At 64.9% G+C, this 18,681-nt stretch carries 16 protein-coding genes; 13 read left to right on the forward strand and 3 right to left on the reverse strand.

Annotated features, from left to right (window positions below):
• Positions 1-115 precede the first annotated feature (115 nt).
• The 4 genes from JQ604_RS11845 to JQ604_RS42005 all read left to right on the forward strand — a co-directional run bounded on the left by JQ604_RS11845 (position 116) and on the right by JQ604_RS42005 (position 3,478).
• The gene (locus JQ604_RS11845; RefSeq protein ID WP_212357224.1) at positions 116-937 is read left to right on the forward strand and encodes an ABC transporter permease; all 822 of its coding nucleotides are present in this window, start codon (positions 116-118) and stop codon (positions 935-937) included.
• On the forward strand, positions 937-1,710 hold the full coding sequence (locus JQ604_RS11850; protein WP_212357226.1) for an ABC transporter ATP-binding protein: 774 nt from the start codon (positions 937-939) through the stop codon (positions 1,708-1,710). The genes JQ604_RS11845 and JQ604_RS11850 overlap by 1 nt, the downstream gene beginning before the upstream one ends.
• Before the next feature lie 24 nt (positions 1,711-1,734).
• Positions 1,735-2,943 carry an agmatinase family protein gene (locus JQ604_RS11855; protein WP_212357241.1) on the forward strand — a complete coding sequence of 403 codons (1,209 nt, stop codon included), beginning with the start codon at positions 1,735-1,737 and terminating at the stop codon, positions 2,941-2,943.
• Positions 2,944-3,154: 211 nt separating this feature from the next.
• On the forward strand, positions 3,155-3,478 hold the full coding sequence (locus JQ604_RS42005; protein WP_212357771.1) for a hypothetical protein: 324 nt from the start codon (positions 3,155-3,157) through the stop codon (positions 3,476-3,478).
• Positions 3,479-3,724: 246 nt separating this feature from the next.
• Here the strand turns inward: JQ604_RS42005 and JQ604_RS11865 are convergent, their stop codons facing one another.
• On the reverse strand, positions 3,725-4,633 hold the full coding sequence (locus JQ604_RS11865; protein WP_212357244.1) for a helix-turn-helix transcriptional regulator: 909 nt from the start codon (positions 4,631-4,633) through the stop codon (positions 3,725-3,727).
• A 143-nt stretch (positions 4,634-4,776) separates the two neighbouring features.
• Between JQ604_RS11865 and JQ604_RS11870 the strand changes: the two genes are divergently transcribed.
• The 4 genes from JQ604_RS11870 (at position 4,777) to boxB (ending at position 10,700) form a co-directional block, all read left to right on the forward strand.
• Positions 4,777-6,309, forward strand: coding sequence for a benzoate-CoA ligase family protein (locus JQ604_RS11870; RefSeq protein WP_212357247.1), 1,533 nt, complete (start codon positions 4,777-4,779; stop codon positions 6,307-6,309).
• Positions 6,310-6,453: 144 nt separating this feature from the next.
• On the forward strand, positions 6,454-7,263 hold the full coding sequence (locus JQ604_RS11875; RefSeq protein WP_212357250.1) for an alpha/beta fold hydrolase: 810 nt from the start codon (positions 6,454-6,456) through the stop codon (positions 7,261-7,263).
• 152 nt (positions 7,264-7,415) lie between these two features.
• Positions 7,416-9,104 carry a 2,3-epoxybenzoyl-CoA dihydrolase gene (boxC, locus tag JQ604_RS11880; RefSeq protein WP_212357252.1) on the forward strand — a complete coding sequence of 563 codons (1,689 nt, stop codon included), beginning with the start codon at positions 7,416-7,418 and terminating at the stop codon, positions 9,102-9,104.
• A gap of 144 nt (positions 9,105-9,248) precedes the next feature.
• Complete coding sequence (gene boxB, locus JQ604_RS11885; protein ID WP_212357267.1) at positions 9,249-10,700, forward strand: benzoyl-CoA 2,3-epoxidase subunit BoxB; 1,452 nt, start codon at positions 9,249-9,251, stop codon at positions 10,698-10,700.
• A 183-nt stretch (positions 10,701-10,883) separates the two neighbouring features.
• On the opposite strand, the gene JQ604_RS11890 is transcribed toward boxB, so the two are convergent.
• Both JQ604_RS11890 and JQ604_RS11895 read right to left on the reverse strand, forming a co-directional pair.
• Positions 10,884-11,684, reverse strand: a complete 801-nt coding sequence (locus tag JQ604_RS11890) for an SDR family NAD(P)-dependent oxidoreductase (RefSeq protein WP_212357270.1) — start codon at positions 11,682-11,684, stop codon at positions 10,884-10,886.
• 74 nt (positions 11,685-11,758) lie between these two features.
• On the reverse strand, positions 11,759-12,817 hold the full coding sequence (locus JQ604_RS11895) for a polysaccharide deacetylase family protein (protein WP_212357287.1): 1,059 nt from the start codon (positions 12,815-12,817) through the stop codon (positions 11,759-11,761).
• Positions 12,818-12,986: 169 nt separating this feature from the next.
• Between JQ604_RS11895 and JQ604_RS11900 the strand changes: the two genes are divergently transcribed.
• The 5 genes from JQ604_RS11900 (at position 12,987) to pstS (ending at position 18,596) form a co-directional block, all read left to right on the forward strand.
• On the forward strand, positions 12,987-14,381 hold the full coding sequence (locus JQ604_RS11900; RefSeq protein WP_212357290.1) for an OmpA family protein: 1,395 nt from the start codon (positions 12,987-12,989) through the stop codon (positions 14,379-14,381).
• Positions 14,382-14,383: 2 nt separating this feature from the next.
• Complete coding sequence (locus tag JQ604_RS11905) at positions 14,384-14,680, forward strand: hypothetical protein (protein WP_212357293.1); 297 nt, start codon at positions 14,384-14,386, stop codon at positions 14,678-14,680.
• 290 nt (positions 14,681-14,970) lie between these two features.
• A complete protein-coding gene (locus tag JQ604_RS11910) occupies positions 14,971-16,026 on the forward strand; it encodes a lysylphosphatidylglycerol synthase domain-containing protein (RefSeq protein ID WP_212357296.1) in 1,056 nt (351 codons plus the stop codon).
• Positions 16,027-16,142: 116 nt separating this feature from the next.
• Positions 16,143-17,450, forward strand: a complete 1,308-nt coding sequence (locus JQ604_RS11915) for an ATP-binding protein (protein ID WP_212357299.1) — start codon at positions 16,143-16,145, stop codon at positions 17,448-17,450.
• A 135-nt stretch (positions 17,451-17,585) separates the two neighbouring features.
• On the forward strand, positions 17,586-18,596 hold the full coding sequence (gene pstS, locus JQ604_RS11920; protein ID WP_212357302.1) for a phosphate ABC transporter substrate-binding protein PstS: 1,011 nt from the start codon (positions 17,586-17,588) through the stop codon (positions 18,594-18,596).
• The last annotated feature ends 85 nt before the right edge of the window (positions 18,597-18,681 follow it).

Here is an 18,681-nt window from a genome sequence, read left to right on the forward strand (position 1 = left end):
TATGCGGAGACACCCCCACCCCACCCTCCCCCGCAAGCGGGAGAGGGAGCCCAGCGCCACTGCCCACATCACTTCGGTTCCCAGACGCGATTGCCATGCCACCGAGAGGTCGTCCATGACGCGTGCCATGAATGTCGTCCCGCCGCGCGGCGGGCGCATCCTGCTGGCGATGCTGCCGTTCGTGCTGATCGCGATCATCTATGTGATCGGATCGGCGGAGCGGCGCGCCGCCAATCCGGATGACAAGCTGCTGCCGCCGATCTCGGAGATGGCCGCGACGACCAAACGGCTCGCGGCCGAACCGGACCGGCGCTCCGGCGAATATGTGCTCTGGGTCGACACGGCTGCGAGTCTCAGGCGGCTCGCGCTCGGGCTCGGCATCGCAGCAGCGGTCGGGCTTGCGATCGGCCTCACCATCGGCCTGCTGCCGGTCGCCGGCGCCGGCTTCGGCACGCTGTTCGCGGTGCTCTCGATGATTCCCCCGATGGCGGTCTTGCCCATCCTGTTCATCGTATTCGGGCTCGGCGAGCTCTCCAAGGTGATGCTGATCATCATCGGCGTGACGCCGACCCTGATCCGCGATCTCTCGCTGGAAGTCTCGGCGATGCCGCGCGAGCAATTGATCAAGGCGCAGACATTGGGCGCCTCGACCTGGCAGGTCGCGATCCGCGTGGTGTTGCCGCAGATCATGCCGCGGCTGCTCAAATGCCTGCGGCTGATGATCGGGCCGGCTTTCCTGTTCCTGATCTCGGCGGAGGCGATCGCCTCCGATGTCGGGCTCGGCTACCGCATCTTCCTGGTGCGGCGCTATCTGTCGATGGACGTGATCCTGCCCTACGTGGTCTGGATTACGCTGCTTGCCTTTCTCCTCGATCTCGCGCTGGTCTATATCGGCCGCCGCGCCTTCCCCTGGGCTTTCGTGCAGGAGCCGCGGTGATGAGCGCGCTGTCGTTCCGCAATGTCTGGGTCGAGTACGGCAACCAGGTTGTGCTCGAGCGCATCAATCTCGAGATCGCCTCCGGCACATTTCTTTCGGTGGTGGGACCGTCGGGCGCCGGCAAGAGCACGTTCCTGCGCCTGATCCTCGGGCAGGAGAGGCCGGCGCAGGGCGCGGTGCTGCTCGACGGCGAGCCGTTTCCGGCCGAGCCAGGGCCAGACCGCGGCATCGTGTTCCAGCGCTACTCGGTGTTTCCGCATCTCACCGTGCTCGGCAATGTCCTGATCGGCTACGAATTCGCCGAGCGCAAATTTTCCGCGCGACTGTTCGGTTCAGCGCGGCGCGAGGCGATCGAAAAGAGCCGGGCGCTGATCGACGCGGTCGGGCTCGGGCCGCACGCCGACAAATATCCGAGCGCGCTGTCGGGCGGCATGCAGCAGAGGCTGGCGATCGCGCAGGCCTTGGCAAAACAGCCGCGCGTCCTGCTGCTCGACGAGCCCTTCGGCGCGCTTGATCCCGGCACCCGTGCGCAGATGCATGCGCTGATCAAGCCGCTGTGGCGCGACCTGAAGATGACCATCGTGATGGTCACCCACGACATCAAGGAAGCCTTCGGTTTGGCGACGCGACTGATCGCCCTCGACAAGACGCGGCGCGACCCGCAGGCGCCGGAACGCTACGGCGCCAACATCACCTACGACCTCGACCTCACGCGCGACAGCGCAGTGCCTGTGCTCGGTTTCCTCCGCGCCCAGGTGGAAGCCCAGCAATAACCAGAAGACGACAAGGAGCGGACTATGTCTTTCCCATCACGCACGCGCCATTCGCAGCACGCCGGCCTTTGGCCGGATCGCTCGCGCACGCGCCATCACCATCCCGACTTCGACAAGATGGCCACGCAAGGCTGGCAGGCGCTCGAGGCCGAAGGCAAGCTGCCCGGCACGGGCTGGCGCAAGGAAAAGCAATGGGCGCTCGACATGGGCCTGCCCGGTTCCGACAGCCTGACCGATCGCGAGATTCCCACCTTTGCGCGCGGCGAGCTGCCGCATTTTGCCGGCATCAACACCTTCATGAAGGCGCCCTATGTCGAGAACGTCCGCGACGTCGCCAAATACGACGCCGCCGTGATCGGCATCCCCTTCGATTCCGGCACCACCTACCGGCCCGGCACGCGCTTCGGGCCACAGGGCATCCGCCGCATCTCGGCGCTCTACACGCCCTATAATTACGAGCTCGGCGTCGATCTGCGCGAGCAGATGACGCTGTGCGATGCCGGCGACGTCTTCACGATCCCCGCCAATCTGGAAAAGAGCTTCGACCAGATCTCGCGCGGCGTCGCCCACGTGTTCTCCTCGGGCGCGCTGCCGGTCATGCTCGGCGGCGACCACTCGATCGGCTTTCCCTGCGTGCGCGGCATCGCGCAATGCACCGACAAGCGGATCGGCATCATCCACTTCGACCGCCACATCGATATCCAGGAGAAGGATCTCGACGAGCGCATGCACACCACGCCCTGGTTCCACGCGACCAATTTGCCGAACGTCAAGCCGACCAATCTGGTGCAGCTTGGCATCGGCGGCTGGCAGGTGCCGCGCGAGGGCGTCGAGGTCGCGCGCAAGCGCAACACCAACGTGCTGACCATCGCCGACATCGAGCGGATCGGGCTGGAGAAGACCGCCGAGATCGCGCTGGAACTGGCGTGGAAGGATGCCGACGCCGTCTACATCTCCTTCGACGTCGACTCCATCGATTGCGGCTTCGTGCCCGGTACCGGCTGGCCGGAGCCGGGCGGCTTCCTGCCGCGCGAGGCGCTGAAGATTCTGGGGCTCGTCGCTGCCGAAGGCCTGTGCGGTCTCGAAGTCGTCGAGGTCTCGCCGCCCTACGATACGTCAGATATCACCGCGCTGATCGGTGTGCGCGTCGTGGTGGAAGCGCTGGGCTCGATGGTCGCGCATGGCAAGCTCGGCAAACACAAGTCCATCATCAACAAGCCTGTTGCTTACTGAGGGTGTCATGGGTCGCCACGATCACCACCACCACCATCATTCGCACGATCACCATCATCACGACCATGACCACCACCACCATCATGGCCATGACCACCCCCACGACCATGCGCATTCGCCGCATGGTCCCGGCCACAACCAGCCGCAGGCCGCGCGCGGCGCCGCGCAGTGGCAGACGCCGCACCAGCCGCATGGCACGACCGCAGCGCCTGTGGTCGAGCCCGATCTCGACAAGGTCGAAAAGGCCTTCGTCGACGGCTTCCTCGCCGCGACCGATGCCACCAGCTTCCTGCGGCTGGCGCGGGTGCCGTTCGAGGTGACGCTGGGCGAGACCACGCTGCGCCTGCTGCGGGTCGAGATCGACGCCCTGACCGACGTCGGCAGCCTGACCCCGCATCTCGGCGGCGCCACCTTCCGCTACGACCCGCTGCCGCAAAACTTCATCTCCCAGCGCCGGAGACTGCGCTTCGTCTATTTCGACGGCACGGAGCTGCGCGGGCTGAGCTATGCCGAGCTGCGCGAAATGGAGCGGTAGTTAGTCGAGGCGAGCCACTTCACCTCTCCCCGCCCTTTTGCGGGGAGAGGTCGAAATTCGCGCAGCGAATTTCGGGTGAGGGGCGAGGCAGGATATTGCCACAACGTTAGTCCCTCCGACTCGTTCGAATCCCGCATGCAAATTGAGGCGGTCGTTACGCGGAGAAAGCCCCCTCACCCCAACCCTCTCCCCGCGAAGAGCGGGGCGAGGGGGCGCGCTGCCGTCATGGTCGTTAAATACGGCTCGCTACAGCGCCACGCTGCGCAGCCCAAAACTCCGCGCCTCGTTCTGCAGCACCGGCCGCACCGAATCGATCAACCGCGCGGCGGCGGCATCGACCGACAGCCCGGCGGTGTCAACGACCGCCGTCGCCCGCGCATAGAGCGGTTCGCGGCTGAGCAGGATGTTGCGCAGCTCCGCCATCGCCGAGCGGTCGTCGGCCATCGGGCGCAAATCGCCCTGGCCGCGGACGCGGGTCATGTGCTCTTCGGGCTCGGCCTTCAGCCAGATCGTGTAGAACGACGACAGGATCAGGTCGAAGGTCAGCGGCTCGGAGACGATGCCGCCGCCGGTGGCGAGCACCATCAATTCCTTCCGTGCCAGCAGCTGATTCAGCGCGGCCTGCTCCATGCGGCGAAAACCTTCCTGGCCGTAGAGCGCGATGATCTCGGCAACCGACAATCCGTTCTGCGCCTCGATCTCCTTGTTGAGCTCGACGAAGCTCCAGCCGATTTTCTTGGCGAGCATCCGCCCGAGCGTCGACTTGCCGGCGCCGCGGAGACCGATCAGCGCGATGCCGGAGAAGGCGGCGCGGCGATGCGCGGCGGCGCCACCGCCGGCGAGCGCGTCCTTGGCCTGCGCGATCTGGTTTGGCGATGCTTTCCGCAGGAGATCGCGGAACACGGCCCAATCCGGCACCGGCTCGGAGGAGGGGATGATGTCTTCGAGATGCGCGCCCATCGCGCCTGCGACACGGCGCAGCAGCACGATCGAGACATTGCCTTTGCCGCTTTCGAGCTGGGCGATGTAGCGTTCGGAAATGCCGGAGACCTTCGCGAGCACTTTTCGCGACATGCCGCGCAGCGCCCGCATGGTGCGCACGCGTTGGCCGAGCTGCTCGAGGAAGCCGGTTTCCGGATCGTTATCCTGGGTCATTGCGCCCTGTATTCGCCGAAGCTTTAGGAAACATAATGCCGATGAGGATTGACAGCAAGCCGATGTGGTGGCTTTGTATGAATTATAATTCTTAAAAGTCCGGGAGAGAGCGTTTTGGCGCGTATGAGTTCGAGGAGCGGGGCATGACCTACAATGCAGTGACCTGGTTGCTCGACCGTAACGTCGACGAGGGCCGTGGCAACAAGGTTGTCTTCGACGACACCGTCTCGAAACTGACCTATGGCGAGCTGCAGGGACAGACCCGCCGGCTCGGCAATCTCTTGCGCCGGCTTGGCGTCCGCCGCGAAGAGCGCGTCGCCATGATCATGCTGGATACGGTCGATTTCCCGATCGTGTTCCTGGGGGCGATCCGCGCCGGCGTGGTGCCGGTGCCGCTCAACACGCTGCTCACCGCCGAGCAGTTCTCCTACATCCTCGGCGATTGCCGCGCCCGCGTGCTGTTCGTGTCCGAAGCGCTGCTGCCGGTGCTGAAGGATGTCATTGGGCGCCTGCCGGATCTCGAACATGTCGTGGTCTCCGGCAAGGAGGCGCATGGACATAAATTGTTGTCGGACGAGCTCGCGCGCGAGAGCGACACGTTCACGACCGCGCCGACCCATCCCGAAGAGCCGGCGTTCTGGCTCTATTCGTCAGGCTCGACCGGCATGCCCAAGGGCGTCCGGCATCTGCATGCCAGCCTGCAGGCGACCGCAGATACTTACGGCAAGCAGGTGCTCGCTGTCAGGGAGGACGACGTCTGCCTCTCGGCGGCAAAGCTGTTCTTCGCCTATGGCCTCGGCAATTCACTGACTTTCCCGATGTCGGTCGGCGCCAGCACGGTGCTGAATTCGGCGCGGCCGACGCCGGCGCTGATGTTCGAGCTGCTCAACACATACAATCCAACCATCTTCTACGGCGCGCCGACGCTGTTCGCGGCGATGCTGAACGACGAGGCGGCGAAGACCGCACGCGCCGGCACGCGCCTGCGCATCTGTGCCTCCGCCGGCGAGGCGCTGCCGGAATCGGTCGGCCATAACTGGAAATCGCGCTTCGGCGTCGACATCCTCGACGGCATCGGCTCGACTGAGCTGCTGCACATCTTCCTGTCGAACGCGCCCGGCGACATCAAATACGGCACGTCGGGCCGCGCTGTCCCCGGCTACAAAGTCCGCCTCGTCAGCGATGCCGGCGACGACGTGCCTGATGGCGAGGTCGGCGAACTCCTGGTCGAGGCGCCATCGGCCGGCGAGGGCTATTGGAACCAGCGCACCAAGAGCAGGAACACCTTCCAGGGCCACTGGACCCGCACCGGCGATAAATATGTCCGCGGCGCCGATGGCCGCTACACCTTCTGCGGCCGCGCCGACGACATGTTCAAGGTCTCTGGCATCTGGGTCTCGCCGTTCGAGGTCGAGAGCGCGCTGATCACGCATCCCGCGGTGCTGGAAGCCGCCGTCGTCGCCGAAGCCGATCCGGAAGGGCTGCTGAAGCCGAAGGCGTTCGTGGTGCTGCGCGGCGGCAGCGAGACGGACAATCTGTATGAAGCGCTGAAAGAGCACGTCAAACAGAAGATCGGCCCGTGGAAATATCCGCGCTGGATCGAGGTGGTGGACACGCTGCCGAAGACGGCGACGGGCAAGATCCAGCGGTTCAAGCTGCGGGACGGGGCGCAGTAGCATCCGTCGTCCTGGCGAAAGCCAGGACCCATTACCACGAATCTGAGTCGTTGCGCGAAAGCCGTCGAACACCACCTCTCAAAACAAACGCCACGGCGTCTGGGTCCTGGCTTTCGCCAGGACGACGTATTCGGAGAGCCAACCATGCAAAACCTAAGTCCCAACGGTTTTCTGCGCATCGGCGCATCCGACCTCGAATACCGCATGATCGGTCCGTCACCTGACGCCGCGCCGACCATCGTGATGCTGCATGAAGGCCTCGGCTCCGTCGGTCTGTGGGGCGACTTCCCGGACAGACTGCAGGCGGCGACCGGCGCCGGCGTGTTCGCCTATTCGCGTGCCGGCTACGGCGCGTCGTCGCCCGCAAAACTGCCGCGGCCGCTCGACTACATGCAGCGCGAGGCAATCGACGTGCTGCCGAAAGTGCTCGATGCGATCGGCTTCCGCCGCGGCATCCTCGTTGGCCATTCCGACGGCGCCTCGATCGCGGCGATCTATGCCGGCGCGCATCAGGATCACCGCCTGCACGGCATTGCGCTGCTGGCACCGCATTTCATCGTCGAGGACATCTCGGTGACATCGATCGCCGAGATCAAGACCGCGTATGAGACGACCAATCTGAAGGACAAGCTCGCGCGCTGGCACAAGGACGTCGACAACGCGTTTTATGGCTGGAACGGCGCCTGGCTCGATCCGACATTCCGCGACTGGGATATCTCGGAGTATCTCGCCTACATCCGCGTCCCCATCGCGATCCTGCAGGGCGCCGACGATCAGTACGGCACGATGCGCCAGGCCGAGATCGCGCAAGACGAGTGCTACTGCCCCGTCGACGTCACGCTGATCCGGGGCGCCGGCCATTCGCCGCATCGGGAAGCGCCGGAGGTCACGCTCGAAACCATCACCGATTTCGCCAAGGCGGCGCTGCGCGACGACCGCTCGCTCGCCGCCTGAAGTTTATCGCATCGCTAGGCCATTGGCCGAGCGGGCGATTTTACCGAACATGAAACAAAATGCATGTTTTTTCGTTTTGAACTAGACCAAACCAAAAACATGCATTATTGTGCATGATGTCGAGACCAATAACGTTCAAGGGGTAAACGCCCATGGCTGCTGAAGATCGCGTCCTCGCTGACGGGGCGAAGTACATCGATTTCCAGACTGATCCCTCGCGCTATCGGCACTGGAAGCTGGACGTCGCCGGCGACGTCGCGACGCTGACCATGGACGTCGACGAGAATGCCGGTCTGTTCGAAGGCTATCAGCTCAAGCTGAATTCCTACGACCTCGGCGTCGACATCGAGCTCGCGGATGCCGTGCAGCGGCTGCGCTTCGAGCATCCCGAAGTGAAGGTCGTGGTGATGCGCTCGGGCAAGAACCGCGTGTTCTGCGCCGGCGCCAACATCCGCATGCTCGCGGGCTCCACGCACGCCCACAAGGTCAACTTCTGCAAGTTCACCAACGAGACCCGCAACGGTCTGGAAGATTCCAGCGAGAATTCCGGCCAACGCTTCATCACCGTCGTCAACGGCACCGCGGCCGGCGGCGGCTATGAGCTGGCGCTCGCGACCGATCACATCATGCTGGCCGATGACGGCGCGGCCGCCGTGTCGCTGCCGGAAGTGCCGCTGCTCGCGGTGCTGCCGGGCACCGGCGGCCTCACCCGCGTCGTCGACAAGCGCAAGGTGCGCCGCGACCACGCCGACTTCTTCTGCACCATCGAGGAAGGCATCAAGGGCAAGCGCGCCGTCGCGTGGCGGCTGGTCGACGAGATCGTGCCGAACAGCAAGCTCGAAGGCAAAGTCGCCGAGCGCGCCAAGGAGTTCGCGGCGAAGTCGACCCGCAACGGCAATGGCAAAGGCCTTGCGCTGACGCCGCTGAAACGCACCATCGACGACAGCGCGATCCGCTACGGCTTTGTGAGTGTCGACATCGATCGCGCCGCCCGCATCGCGACCATCTCGATCAAGGCACCGGAGAGCGCACCGCCGGCCGATATCGACGGCCTCGTCGCGCAGGGCGCGGCGTTCTGGCCGCTGCAGGTCGCCCGCGAGCTCGATGACGCGATCCTGCACCTGCGCATCAACGAGCTCGAGATCGCGATGCTCGTGTTCAAGAGCCATGGCGAGCGCGCCCATGTGCTCGGCTATGACGCCTTCCTCGAGGCCAACAAGGGCCATTGGCTGGTCAACGAAATCAGGCATTACTGGAAGCGGGTGCTCAAGCGCATCGACGTCACCTCGCGCACGCTGGTGACCTTGGTCGAGCCCGGCTCCTGCTTCGTCGGCACCTTGGCCGAGCTCGTGTTCGCCGCCGACCGCTCCTACATGCTGATCGGCCAGAAGCAGGGCGACAACCGCGCCCCGCCGATGATCGAGCTCTCAGCGATGAATTTCGGCCCCTATCCGATGAGCCACGGCCTGACCCGGCTGCAGTCGCGCTTCCAGGCCGATCCGGCGGATCTGGAGCGCGCGCAAGGGACGATCGGCAAGGCGCTCGATGCGGAAGAAGCCGAAGAGCTCGGCCTCGTCACCTTCGCGCTCGACGACATCGACTGGGACGACGAGGTCCGCGTGTTCCTGGAGGAGCGCACCTCGTTCTCGCCCGACGGCCTCACCGGCATGGAAGCCAATCTGCGCTTCGTCGGCCCGGAGACCATGGAATCGAAAATCTTCTCGCGCCTCACGGCGTGGCAGAACTGGATCTTCCAGCGGCCCAATGCCGTCGGTGAAGAGGGCGCGCTGCGCCGCTACGGCACCGGCCAGAAGGCGCAATTCGATATGACCCGCGTTTGATTTCGCGTCCCGGGCGCTGCGCAGCACGCAAGTGATGCGCCGCAGAACCGGGACCCACCTGGACCACCGAATGGGTCCCGGCTCTGCGGCGCACCGCTACGCGCTGCACCGCGTCCGGGACAAGAGACACAAAGGAGCACGGCCATGAACATGAACATCATGAACGTCGACTACTCGACCAAGATTCCCAACAACGTCGATCTTGCGTCCGACCGCCAAGTGCTCAAGGCGCTGGAAGGCTGGCATCCCGGCTATATGGACTGGTGGACCGATATGGGGCCGGAAGGCTTTCAGCAGTCGCTGGTTTATCTGCGCACCGCCTATTCGGTCGATCCGCGCGGCTGGGCCAAGTTCGACTACGTCAAGATGCCGGAATATCGCTGGGGCATTCTCCTTGCTCCCCAGGAGGAAAATCGCGTCATCCCGTTCGGCGAGAATTACGGCAAGCCGGCCTGGCAGGAAGTCCCCGGCGAGCACCGCGCCACCTTGCGCCGCCTGATCGTGATCCAGGGCGACACCGAGCCTGCCTCGGTCGAGCAGCAGCGCCATCTCGGCAAGACCGCGCCCTCGCTCTACGACATGCGCAACCTGTTCCAGGTCAACGTCGAGGAAGGCCGCCATCTCTGGGCGATGGTCTACCTCTTGCAGAAATATTTCGGCCGCGACGGCCGCGAGGAGGCCGATGATTTGTTGCGCCGCCGCTCGGGTGATGCGGATTCTCCGCGCATGCTCGGCGCCTTCAACGAGGCGACGCCGGACTGGCTGTCCTTCTTCATGTTCACCTACTTCACCGACCGCGACGGCAAGATGCAGTTGCACTCGCTCGCGCAGTCCGGCTTCGATCCGCTGTCGCGCACCTGCCGCTTCATGCTGACCGAAGAAGCCCACCACATGTTCGTCGGCGAGACCGGCATCAGCCGCGTCGTGCAGCGTACCTGCGAGGCGATGAAGGAAGCCGGCATCACCGATCCCAACGAGATCGAGAAGATCCGCGCGCTCGGCGTGATCGACCTGCCGACCATCCAGAAGAAGCTGAACCTGCACTACTCGCTGTCGCTCGACCTGTTCGGCTCGGAGGTCTCGACCAACGCGGCGAACGCCTTCAACGCCGGCATCAAGGGCCGCTACAAGGAAACCACGATCGACGACGATCACCAGCTCAAGAGCTCGACCTATCCGGTGATGAAGATGATCGACGGCCAGATCAAGCTGGTCGACGAGCCGGCGCTGACCGCACTCAACATGCGCCTGCGCGACGACTACACGCAGGATTGCGTCAAGGGCATGCTGCGCTGGAACAAGGTGATCTCGACCACCGGCATCAACTTCACGCTCAAATGCCCGCATGTCGCCTTCCATCGCCAGATCGGCGAGTTCAAGGATATCCAGGCAACGCCGGAAGGTTTGCTGATCGACGACGCGACCTGGGCCAAGCGCAAGAACGAGTGGCTGCCGTCCTCCGCCGACGGCGACTTCATCGCCTCGCTGATGAAGCCCGTCACCGAGGCCGGCCAGTTCGCCTCCTGGATCTCGCCGCCCAAGGTCGGCATCGACAACAAGCCGGGCGACTTCGAGTATGTGAGGATCGAGACCTGATCTTCGCGCCTCTCTACTTCGCCTCTCCCCGCCCGCGGGGAGAGGCCGGATCGCATCGATAGATGCGATCCGGGTGAGGGGGACTCTCCGCGAGCACAATGGTCCCCGTGTTCGCGGTGACAGCCCCTCACCCCAACCCTCTCCCCGCAAGAGCGGGGCGAGGGAGCGCACTGTCGCCTTGCCTTACCCCGCAATCTCCAGCCCCGCGGTCCCGTAGACCACGCCGCCGTCCACCGCGATGGTGTTGCCGACCACATAGTCGCCGGCGCGCGAGGCGAGGTAGATCGCGACACCCGCCATGTCCTCATCGGTGCCGATGCGCTTTGCCGGAATGCGCTTCGCCACAGCTTCCGCCTCGTCGCGCGCGGCGCGGTTCATGTCGGACGCAAACGCGCCCGGCGCGATCGCGGTCACGTTGATGTTGTCCTTGATCAGGCGGGTCGCCATCCGCCGCGTCAGATGGATCACCGCGGCCTTGCTCGCGGCATAAGAATAGGTCTCCATCGGATTGACGAAGATGCCGTCGATCGAGGCGATGTTGATCACCTTGCCCGGCTTCTGGTGGCTCGCCGCCGCGCGCAGCGGCTTAGCCAGCGCTTTCGTCAGAAAGAAGATCGACTTCACATTCAAATTCATCACCTTGTCCCAGCCGCTCTCCGGGAATTCGTCGAAGTCGGCACCCCAGGCAGCGCCGGCATTGTTGACGAGGATGTCGAGCTTCGGCTCGAGCTTGATGATCTCGGAGGCCAACTTGTTGCAGCCGTCGACGGTCGAGATGTCGATCGGCAGCGCGATGCACTCGCCGCCATATTCCGCCGTCAATTCCTTGGCGGTCGCCTCGCACGGGCCGGCCTTGCGGGCGGTGATGTAGACCTTCGCCGCGCCCTGCGCGAGGAAGCCGGCCGCGATCATCTTGCCGATGCCGCGCGAGCCGCCGGTCACGAGCGCGACGCGGCCTTTGAGTGAGAACAGATCCTTGAACATGGTGCTTCCTCCGTTTGCCTTGCCGCCGGTTTTGGGCGGGGGAGGGCGGCGAGTCAAGGAAGGGTGCGCGCGCCTCACGCCGCGTCGATGCGGCGGAATCCGTTCCACATCGCCGTCGCGGCGCCCGAGGTCAGCACCGGCAGGATGCGCTGATCCTGGTAGTTGCCGTTGAGCGAGACGCGCTGCAGCGCCGTCAGATGGTCGGCGCTCTCGGGGAAGATCATGCCGGGCCGCGTCGTCACCGCGGTCTTGAAGCCGGCCGCCTTGGCGAGCGCGAATTCGCGCGGTCCGGCGGCGATCCGGTCGCCGTAAGGGTAGGCCAGATGCAGCGCCTGGCGTTGCAGCGCCGCCTCGATCCGCGCGCGGCTGGTCGACAGTTCGTGGGCTGCGACCTCCTCGCTCTGCTTGGCGAGATTGCAGTGGGTGATGGTATGCGCGCCGATCGTCACCAGCGGATCGTCCGCAAACGCCTTCAGCTCGTCCCAGGACATGCACAGCTCGCGCGCGATGCCGGTCTCGTCGACGCCGTGCCTGGTACACAGCGCCGAGATCTCGCGCTGCATGTCGTGCTCGCCCGGCAGCGAGCGCAGCCAGTCATGCATGCGGTCGAACGCCGCCTGCTTGGCCTGCGCCGTCGAGGCATCGAGGCGTGTCATGATGCCGCCGATCGGCACCTCGATCGCCGAGGCGTTGGCGATCGCCCGCTCCAGCGCGACCCACCACAGCCGCCCGGTGCCTTCGGCGAAGTCGCTCGCGACATAGACCGTGAACGGCGCGCCGAATTCGCGCATCACCGGCAGCGCGAAGTCGCGGTTGTCGCGGTAGCCGTCGTCGAAGGTGAAGCAGGCGAAGCGCCGCGCGAAATTCCGTTCGGTGAGACGCTGATGCGCCTCGTCCATGGCGACGATGTCGATGTCGAGGTCGCGCAGATGCGACAGCATCGCGCGCAGGAACTCGGGCTCGACCTCAAGATGGTGATTCGGCTGGAATGCATCCGCGCGCCGGGGGCGGACGTGATGCAGCATGAAGACGGCGCCGACGCCCGCGAACAGCGGCCGCAGCAGCCGGTGCGCGCCCGAAAAGTACAGCGCTTCGAGCCCGGCGCGGATCACTGTCTTTTTCAACTGTTTCATTCGGGCGCGGGCCGGCCGGTTTGCATTTCCATCAGAACTTAGCGAAACAGCGCTGAAGAAACGGTTAGTCCGGGCGCTCCCTGGGAGCTCTGCCGGGCGGTTCCATTTCGGGTTTGACAGCCAGCCAAGGGTTTGTTTTCTCTCTACTTCCGGAGCCGCAGGACCCCGAATGCACGGACTATATAAGTGGAGTAGCAAATGGTGGCCGGGTGTGATTCCGCTGGTCATCCTTTGGGGTATCGCGGCCTGGTCGAGCACGGCAACGGTCGAGGGCGATCTTGCCGCGCGTTCTAATGCCGCATTGAAGGACACTGTACTCGACAAACGTCGCATAAGCGTCGACGGCCGCGACGTCACCTTCGCCGCCAGCGCCTTCTCCGAGGACGGCCGCCTCAGCGCCGTCGCCTCCGTCGAGACGGTGCCCGGGGTGCGCCTGGTTAACGACGAGACCCGCCTGATCGCCGAAGCCAAGCCGTTCGTCTGGTCGGCGGAGCGCGACGTCTTGCGCGTGACGCTCGGCGGCAGCTCGCCATTGCCGGCAAGCAAGAGCAAGTTGACGGAAGCTGCGAAGGCCGCGCTCGGCGGCGTCGAGGTGGTCGATCAGATGGGGCTCGCGCGTGGCGCCCCGCAGCGCTTCGACAGCGTCGCGGTGCTTTTGATCGACCAGATCGGCAAGCTGAAGGAAGGCAAGATCACGCTGACCGACAACAAGGTCAATCTGTCGGGCATGGCGCGCGAGCTTGGCGGCCGCGAGGCGATCGCCGCCGCGCTGAAGAATTTGCCCGACGGCTATTCGGTCGCCGCCAACGACATCAAGGCGCCGCCTTACGTGTTCCAGGCCTACAAGGACCCGGTCGCGGTGACGCTGACGCTGACCGGCTACGTGCCCGACAACACCGTGCATGCCGCGCTGGTCGCGTCTGCGGGCCGCAAATTCTTCAGCGAGAAGGTCGTCGACAATCTCAAGGCCAGCATCGGCGCGCCCTCGGGCTTCGCCAACGCCGTGGTGCCCGCGCTCGGTGCGCTGTCGCGGCTGTCGACCGGCACGCTCGTGGTGTCGGATCGCGAGGTCAAGCTGTCGGGCGATGCCTTCTATGAAGCCGCCGCCAACCAGATCCGCGCCGGGCTCGGCAAGGACTTTCCGCAGGGCTGGCAGTACAAGGCCGAGATCTCGGTGAAGCCGGCGGCGGCGCCGGTCGATCCCACGGTGTGCCAGCAGCTCTTCGCCGACATCCTGGCGAAAGCCCGCATCCGTTTCGAATCCGGCAAGGCCGACATCGTCGCCGATTCCGCCGGCCTGCTCGATCGCCTGATCGAGACCGCGATGCGCTGCCCAAGCACCACGATCGAGATCGCCGGCCATACCGACAGCGACGGTGACGAGGCGGCCAACCAGACGCTCTCGGAAAAGCGCGCCCAGGCGGTGGTGGACTACATGGTTCGCGCCGGCCTGCCGGCCAACCGCTTCATGCCGGTCGGCTATGGCAGCACGCAGCCGCTCGGCGCCAATGACACCGAAGATGGCAAGGCGCAGAACCGCCGCATCGATTTCGTGGTGAAGTGACGATGACCGCGCTCGCAACATTCTTCTGGGGTTGGCTGCTCGGGGCGTTCCTGCTCGGCTTCTGCATGGGCTGGATCGCGGTGGTGCACCGTGCGCGGGGCGTCTCGAAGCTGCAGATGCGGCTGCTGTCGCTGCTCGCGATCGCGCTGGTGGCGGCCTCGGCGGCGCATGTGGTGCCCGGCCGCTTCGGCTACTGGCTCGACCTCTTCCTGGTGATGTTCGCGCTCTACCTGGTCGGCTGCGCCATCGGCTCCTGGCTGCGGGACTGGGTGGTCACGCGCAGCCAGCCGGTGAGGTGAGACGCCGGTGAGCGGCGGCGTGTCAGCGGACCGAAATCCTAGCCCGCAGCAGGCCGTCCGAACGCGTTTTGACCCGGTTGCGACAAATCCTCCACGGATGCGGCGGCAAAATGCTCAAATTTGTGCACCCGCTGTCATGAATCGTCCCTAATATGTTGAACACGCGCGTTTTATTGTCTTTTGATGGATTTTCCTCCGACGGAAAACGCGCTAATGGGGCAGGGAACAGCGAAGCGATGGCGGGGTTTCGCCCGGTGGCCGTCGTCGCAGGATCGCAAGTCGAGGTCTAGATGCTGGAAGCAATCCGCAGGGCGATCGCGTTTCTGCGCCAGAAGCAAGTCCTGCACAAGCTGGGCGTTGTCATCAGCATCACCGTGATCGCGATCGCCTGCTATGTGCTCTACCACATGCTGCGCGGCATCGATTCCAACGAGGTGATCGAGGCCATCAAGGGCACCGAGCCGCGCCAGATCGCGCTCGCTGCGCTGTTCGTGGCGGCCGGCTATTTCACCCTGACCTTCTATGATCTGTTCGCGGTGCGTGCGATCGGCCACGCCCATGTGCCCTACCGCGTCAACGCGCTGGCGGCCTTCACCTCCTATTCGATCGGCCACAATGTCGGTGCCAGCGTCTTCACCGGCGGCGCGGTGCGCTACCGCATCTATTCGGCCTGGGGCCTGAACGCGATCGACGTCGCCAAGATCTGCTTCCTGGCCGGCCTGACTTTCTGGCTCGGCAATGCCGCCGTGCTCGGCCTCGGCATCGCCTATCATCCGGAGGCCGCCGCCAATATCGACCAGCTGCCGCCCTGGCTGAACCGCACCGCGGCACTCACGATCATCGTCGCCCTGGTCGCCTATGTGGTCTGGGTTTGGACCCAGCCGCGCGTGGTCGGCCGCGGCCCCTGGACGGTGACCCTGCCCGGCGGGCCGCTGACGCTGCTGCAGATCGTGATCGGCATCGTCGACCTCGGCTTCTGTGCGCTGGCGATGTACGTGCTGGTGCCCGACGAGCCCAATCTCGGCTTCATCGTGGTGGCCGTGATCTTCGTCTCCGCGACCTTGCTCGGCTTCGCCAGCCATTCCCCCGGCGGCCTCGGCGTGTTCGACGCCGCGATGCTGGTCGGCCTCTGGCAGATGGACCGCGAGGACCTGCTCGGCGGCATGCTGCTGTTCCGGGTCCTCTATTATATTGCGCCCTTTGTCATATCTGTAATCTTGCTGACGCTTCGGGAAGTTATCCTCGGTGCCCGACTCAAACGGCTGCCGCAGGCTGATTCGGGTCCCCACGCCGAGCCGCACCATGAGGCGGTTTATGTGCGCAAGCGTGGCGACACCGGCGTCTGATGATGCAGCCCACTGCGTCGGCGAGCGAGGTGGACGTCGCCTCGCGCAATTTGGACGCTTTGGATCTGGGTGCCTCGAACGGCGCCTTGCATATTGACGGGACGGAAGCCGGCACGATGGCGATTTACGATTCCCCTTCCTCGATTTTCGCGCCGTGGCAGGACCGGCTGCGCCACGCGGCGATCATCCTGCTGGTCGCAGCGCTTGCGCTCAGCGTTACGGTGGCGCTCGGCGAACTGACCCTGGTGCGGGCCTGCGCCGTCTTCATCTCCATCGCGGCGGCGGCGATGGTGCCGTGGCGGCTGCATGACGCGGCGACCTCGCGCGAGGATGTCCGCGGCGTCAATCCGGTCGAGACCGCGGCCGTCTCGGCCGTCGTCGCCGGCATGCCGGATCCGGCCGTGCTGCTCGATCGCGCCGGCCGCGTCATCCATCTCAATGCGGCCGCAGCGCAGCTCGCGCCGGCGCTGCGCAAGAACGAGCTCGCGCAATTCGCGCTGCGCTCGCCCGAGATCATCACCGCGCTGCGCGAGGCGATCGCCTCGAGCGAGCCGCGCCGCGCCACCTATCTCGACCACGTGCCGGTCGATCGCTGGATGGAGCTGATCATCACGCCGGTGCCGGTGCCGACGCTGTTCGGCGGCACCGACAAGTGCATGCTGATGACCTTCCACGACCAGACGCCGCTGCGCCGGGTCGAGGAGATGCGCGCCGACTTCGTCGCCAATGCCAGCCACGAGCTGCGCACGCCGCTGGCGGCGCTGTCCGGCTTCATCGACACGCTGCAGGGGCCGGCCAAGGAGGATGCGCGGGCGCGCGAGCGCTTCCTCGGCATCATGCACACCCAGGCCACCCGGATGGCGCGGCTGATCGACGATCTCTTGTCGCTGTCGCGGGTCGAGCTGTCGGCGCATGTGCGGCCGGACACCCAGATCGACATCGTCCCGATCGTCCACCAGGTCGTGGATGGCCTCGAGGCGCTGGCCAGCGAGCGACAGGTCGAGATCGACATGGACCTGCCGGAGACCCCGGTTACCATCGCCGGCGACCGCGAGGAGCTGTTGCGGCTGTTCGAGAACCTGATCGAGAACGCGCTCAAATACGGCGCCTCGGGTGGACGCGTCATCGTGTCGCTCACGCCGGGCGCGGCCGGAGGCGAGGGAGCCCAGGAAATCCGTATCATGGTACGGGATTTCGGCCCCGGCATCGCGCCCGAGCACCTGCCGCGGCTGACTGAACGCTTCTACCGGGTCGACGTCGGCGACAGCCGCAACCAGGGTGGAACCGGCCTCGGATTATCCTTGGTGAAACATATTCTTAACCGTCATCGCGGGCGTCTTCTGATCGAAAGCGTGCCCAATAATGGCGCCACGTTTACGGCCTGTTTTCCCCAGCCGAAGACCTTATTACCAGCGCAAAGCTGAGTGATTTCAGATCTTTAAGTCTGTCATCCAAGTGTCATCCAACCTTTATAAAAGGGGCATCGACCGATCCTAGATGGACGGCGTGAGCGCGATCGGGCGCATTTGGCGCTTCGCTCACACGATGGAGACCACCCCATGAATTTCATCAAAGCAATCGTCGCTGCCGGCATCGTGGCCGCTTCGACGTCGGCCTTCGCTGCCGATATCACCGGCGCCGGCGCCACCTTCCCCTTCCCGATCTATTCGAAGTGGGCTGACGCCTACAAGAAGGAGACCGGCAACGGCCTGAACTACCAGTCGATCGGCTCGGGCGCCGGCATCAAGCAGATCCAGGCCAAGACCGTGACCTTCGGCGCCACCGACGCGCCGCTCAAGCATGAGCAGCTCGAGAAGGACGGCCTCGTCCAGTGGCCAATGGTGATGGGCGCGATCGTGCCGGTCGTGAACCTCGAAGGCATCAAGCCGGGTGAGCTGGTGCTCTCGGGCGAAGTGCTCGGCGACATTTATCTCGGCAAGATCACCAAGTGGAATGACGCCGCGATCGCCAAGCTCAATCCCAGCCTGAAGCTGCCGACCGACGCGATCACCGTCGTGCGCCGCTCCGACGGTTCGGGCACCACCTTCAACTTCACCGACTACCTCTCCAAGTCGAACGCCGACTGGAAGTCCAAGGTCGGTTCGGGCACCGCGGTCGAGTGGCCGGTCGGCGTCGGCGCCAAGGGCAACGAAGGCGTTGCCGGCAACATCGGCCAGACCAAGAACGCCATTGGTTATGTCGAGTATGCCTACGCCAAGCAGAACAAGCTGACCTTCACCGCGCTGGTCAACAAGGCCGGCAAGACCGTGCAGCCGACCATGGCCGCCTTCCAGGCTGCCGCTGCGAATGCCGACTGGGCCAAGGCTCCCGGCTACTACGTGATCCTGACCGACCAGCCGGGCGACGCCTCCTGGCCGATCACCGCCGCGACCTTCATCCTGATGCACAAGGACTCGACCGACAAGGCGGCCTCGCAGGAAGCCATCAAGTTCTTCAAGTACGCCTTCGAGAAGGGCGACAAGGCGGCCGAAGAGCTCGACTACATCCCGATGCCCGACTCGGTCGTCAAGATGATCGAGAAGACCTGGTCGGCCGACATCAAGAGCTAAGTCCGACGTGACGCGACTTGCCTGCGCCGCAAGCGGCGCAGGCTTTTCCTTCCGGATCATCCCGCATCACAACAAGAACGGGATT

It is taken from the genome of Bradyrhizobium jicamae (assembly GCF_018130695.1).
GTDB classification, from domain to species: Bacteria; Pseudomonadota; Alphaproteobacteria; order Rhizobiales; family Xanthobacteraceae; genus Bradyrhizobium; species Bradyrhizobium jicamae_B.

Coding starts and splice junctions, on each gene's coding strand:
- JQ604_RS11870 (WP_212357247.1), top strand. CDS start 4,777: ATGACCTACAATGCAGTGACCTGGTTGCTCGACCGTAACGTCGACGAG.
- boxC (WP_212357252.1), top strand. CDS start 7,416: ATGGCTGCTGAAGATCGCGTCCTCGCTGACGGGGCGAAGTACATCGAT.
- JQ604_RS11855 (WP_212357241.1), top strand. CDS start 1,735: ATGTCTTTCCCATCACGCACGCGCCATTCGCAGCACGCCGGCCTTTGG.
- JQ604_RS11890 (WP_212357270.1), bottom strand. CDS start 11,684: ATGTTCAAGGATCTGTTCTCACTCAAAGGCCGCGTCGCGCTCGTGACC.
- JQ604_RS11915 (WP_212357299.1), top strand. CDS start 16,143: ATGGCGATTTACGATTCCCCTTCCTCGATTTTCGCGCCGTGGCAGGAC.
- boxB (WP_212357267.1), top strand. CDS start 9,249: ATGAACATGAACATCATGAACGTCGACTACTCGACCAAGATTCCCAAC.
- pstS (WP_212357302.1), top strand. CDS start 17,586: ATGAATTTCATCAAAGCAATCGTCGCTGCCGGCATCGTGGCCGCTTCG.
- JQ604_RS11865 (WP_212357244.1), bottom strand. CDS start 4,633: ATGACCCAGGATAACGATCCGGAAACCGGCTTCCTCGAGCAGCTCGGC.
- JQ604_RS11875 (WP_212357250.1), top strand. CDS start 6,454: ATGCAAAACCTAAGTCCCAACGGTTTTCTGCGCATCGGCGCATCCGAC.
- JQ604_RS11895 (WP_212357287.1), bottom strand. CDS start 12,817: ATGAAACAGTTGAAAAAGACAGTGATCCGCGCCGGGCTCGAAGCGCTG.
- JQ604_RS11910 (WP_212357296.1), top strand. CDS start 14,971: ATGCTGGAAGCAATCCGCAGGGCGATCGCGTTTCTGCGCCAGAAGCAA.
- JQ604_RS11900 (WP_212357290.1), top strand. CDS start 12,987: ATGCACGGACTATATAAGTGGAGTAGCAAATGGTGGCCGGGTGTGATT.
- JQ604_RS11905 (WP_212357293.1), top strand. CDS start 14,384: ATGACCGCGCTCGCAACATTCTTCTGGGGTTGGCTGCTCGGGGCGTTC.
- JQ604_RS11850 (WP_212357226.1), top strand. CDS start 937: ATGAGCGCGCTGTCGTTCCGCAATGTCTGGGTCGAGTACGGCAACCAG.
- JQ604_RS11845 (WP_212357224.1), top strand. CDS start 116: ATGACGCGTGCCATGAATGTCGTCCCGCCGCGCGGCGGGCGCATCCTG.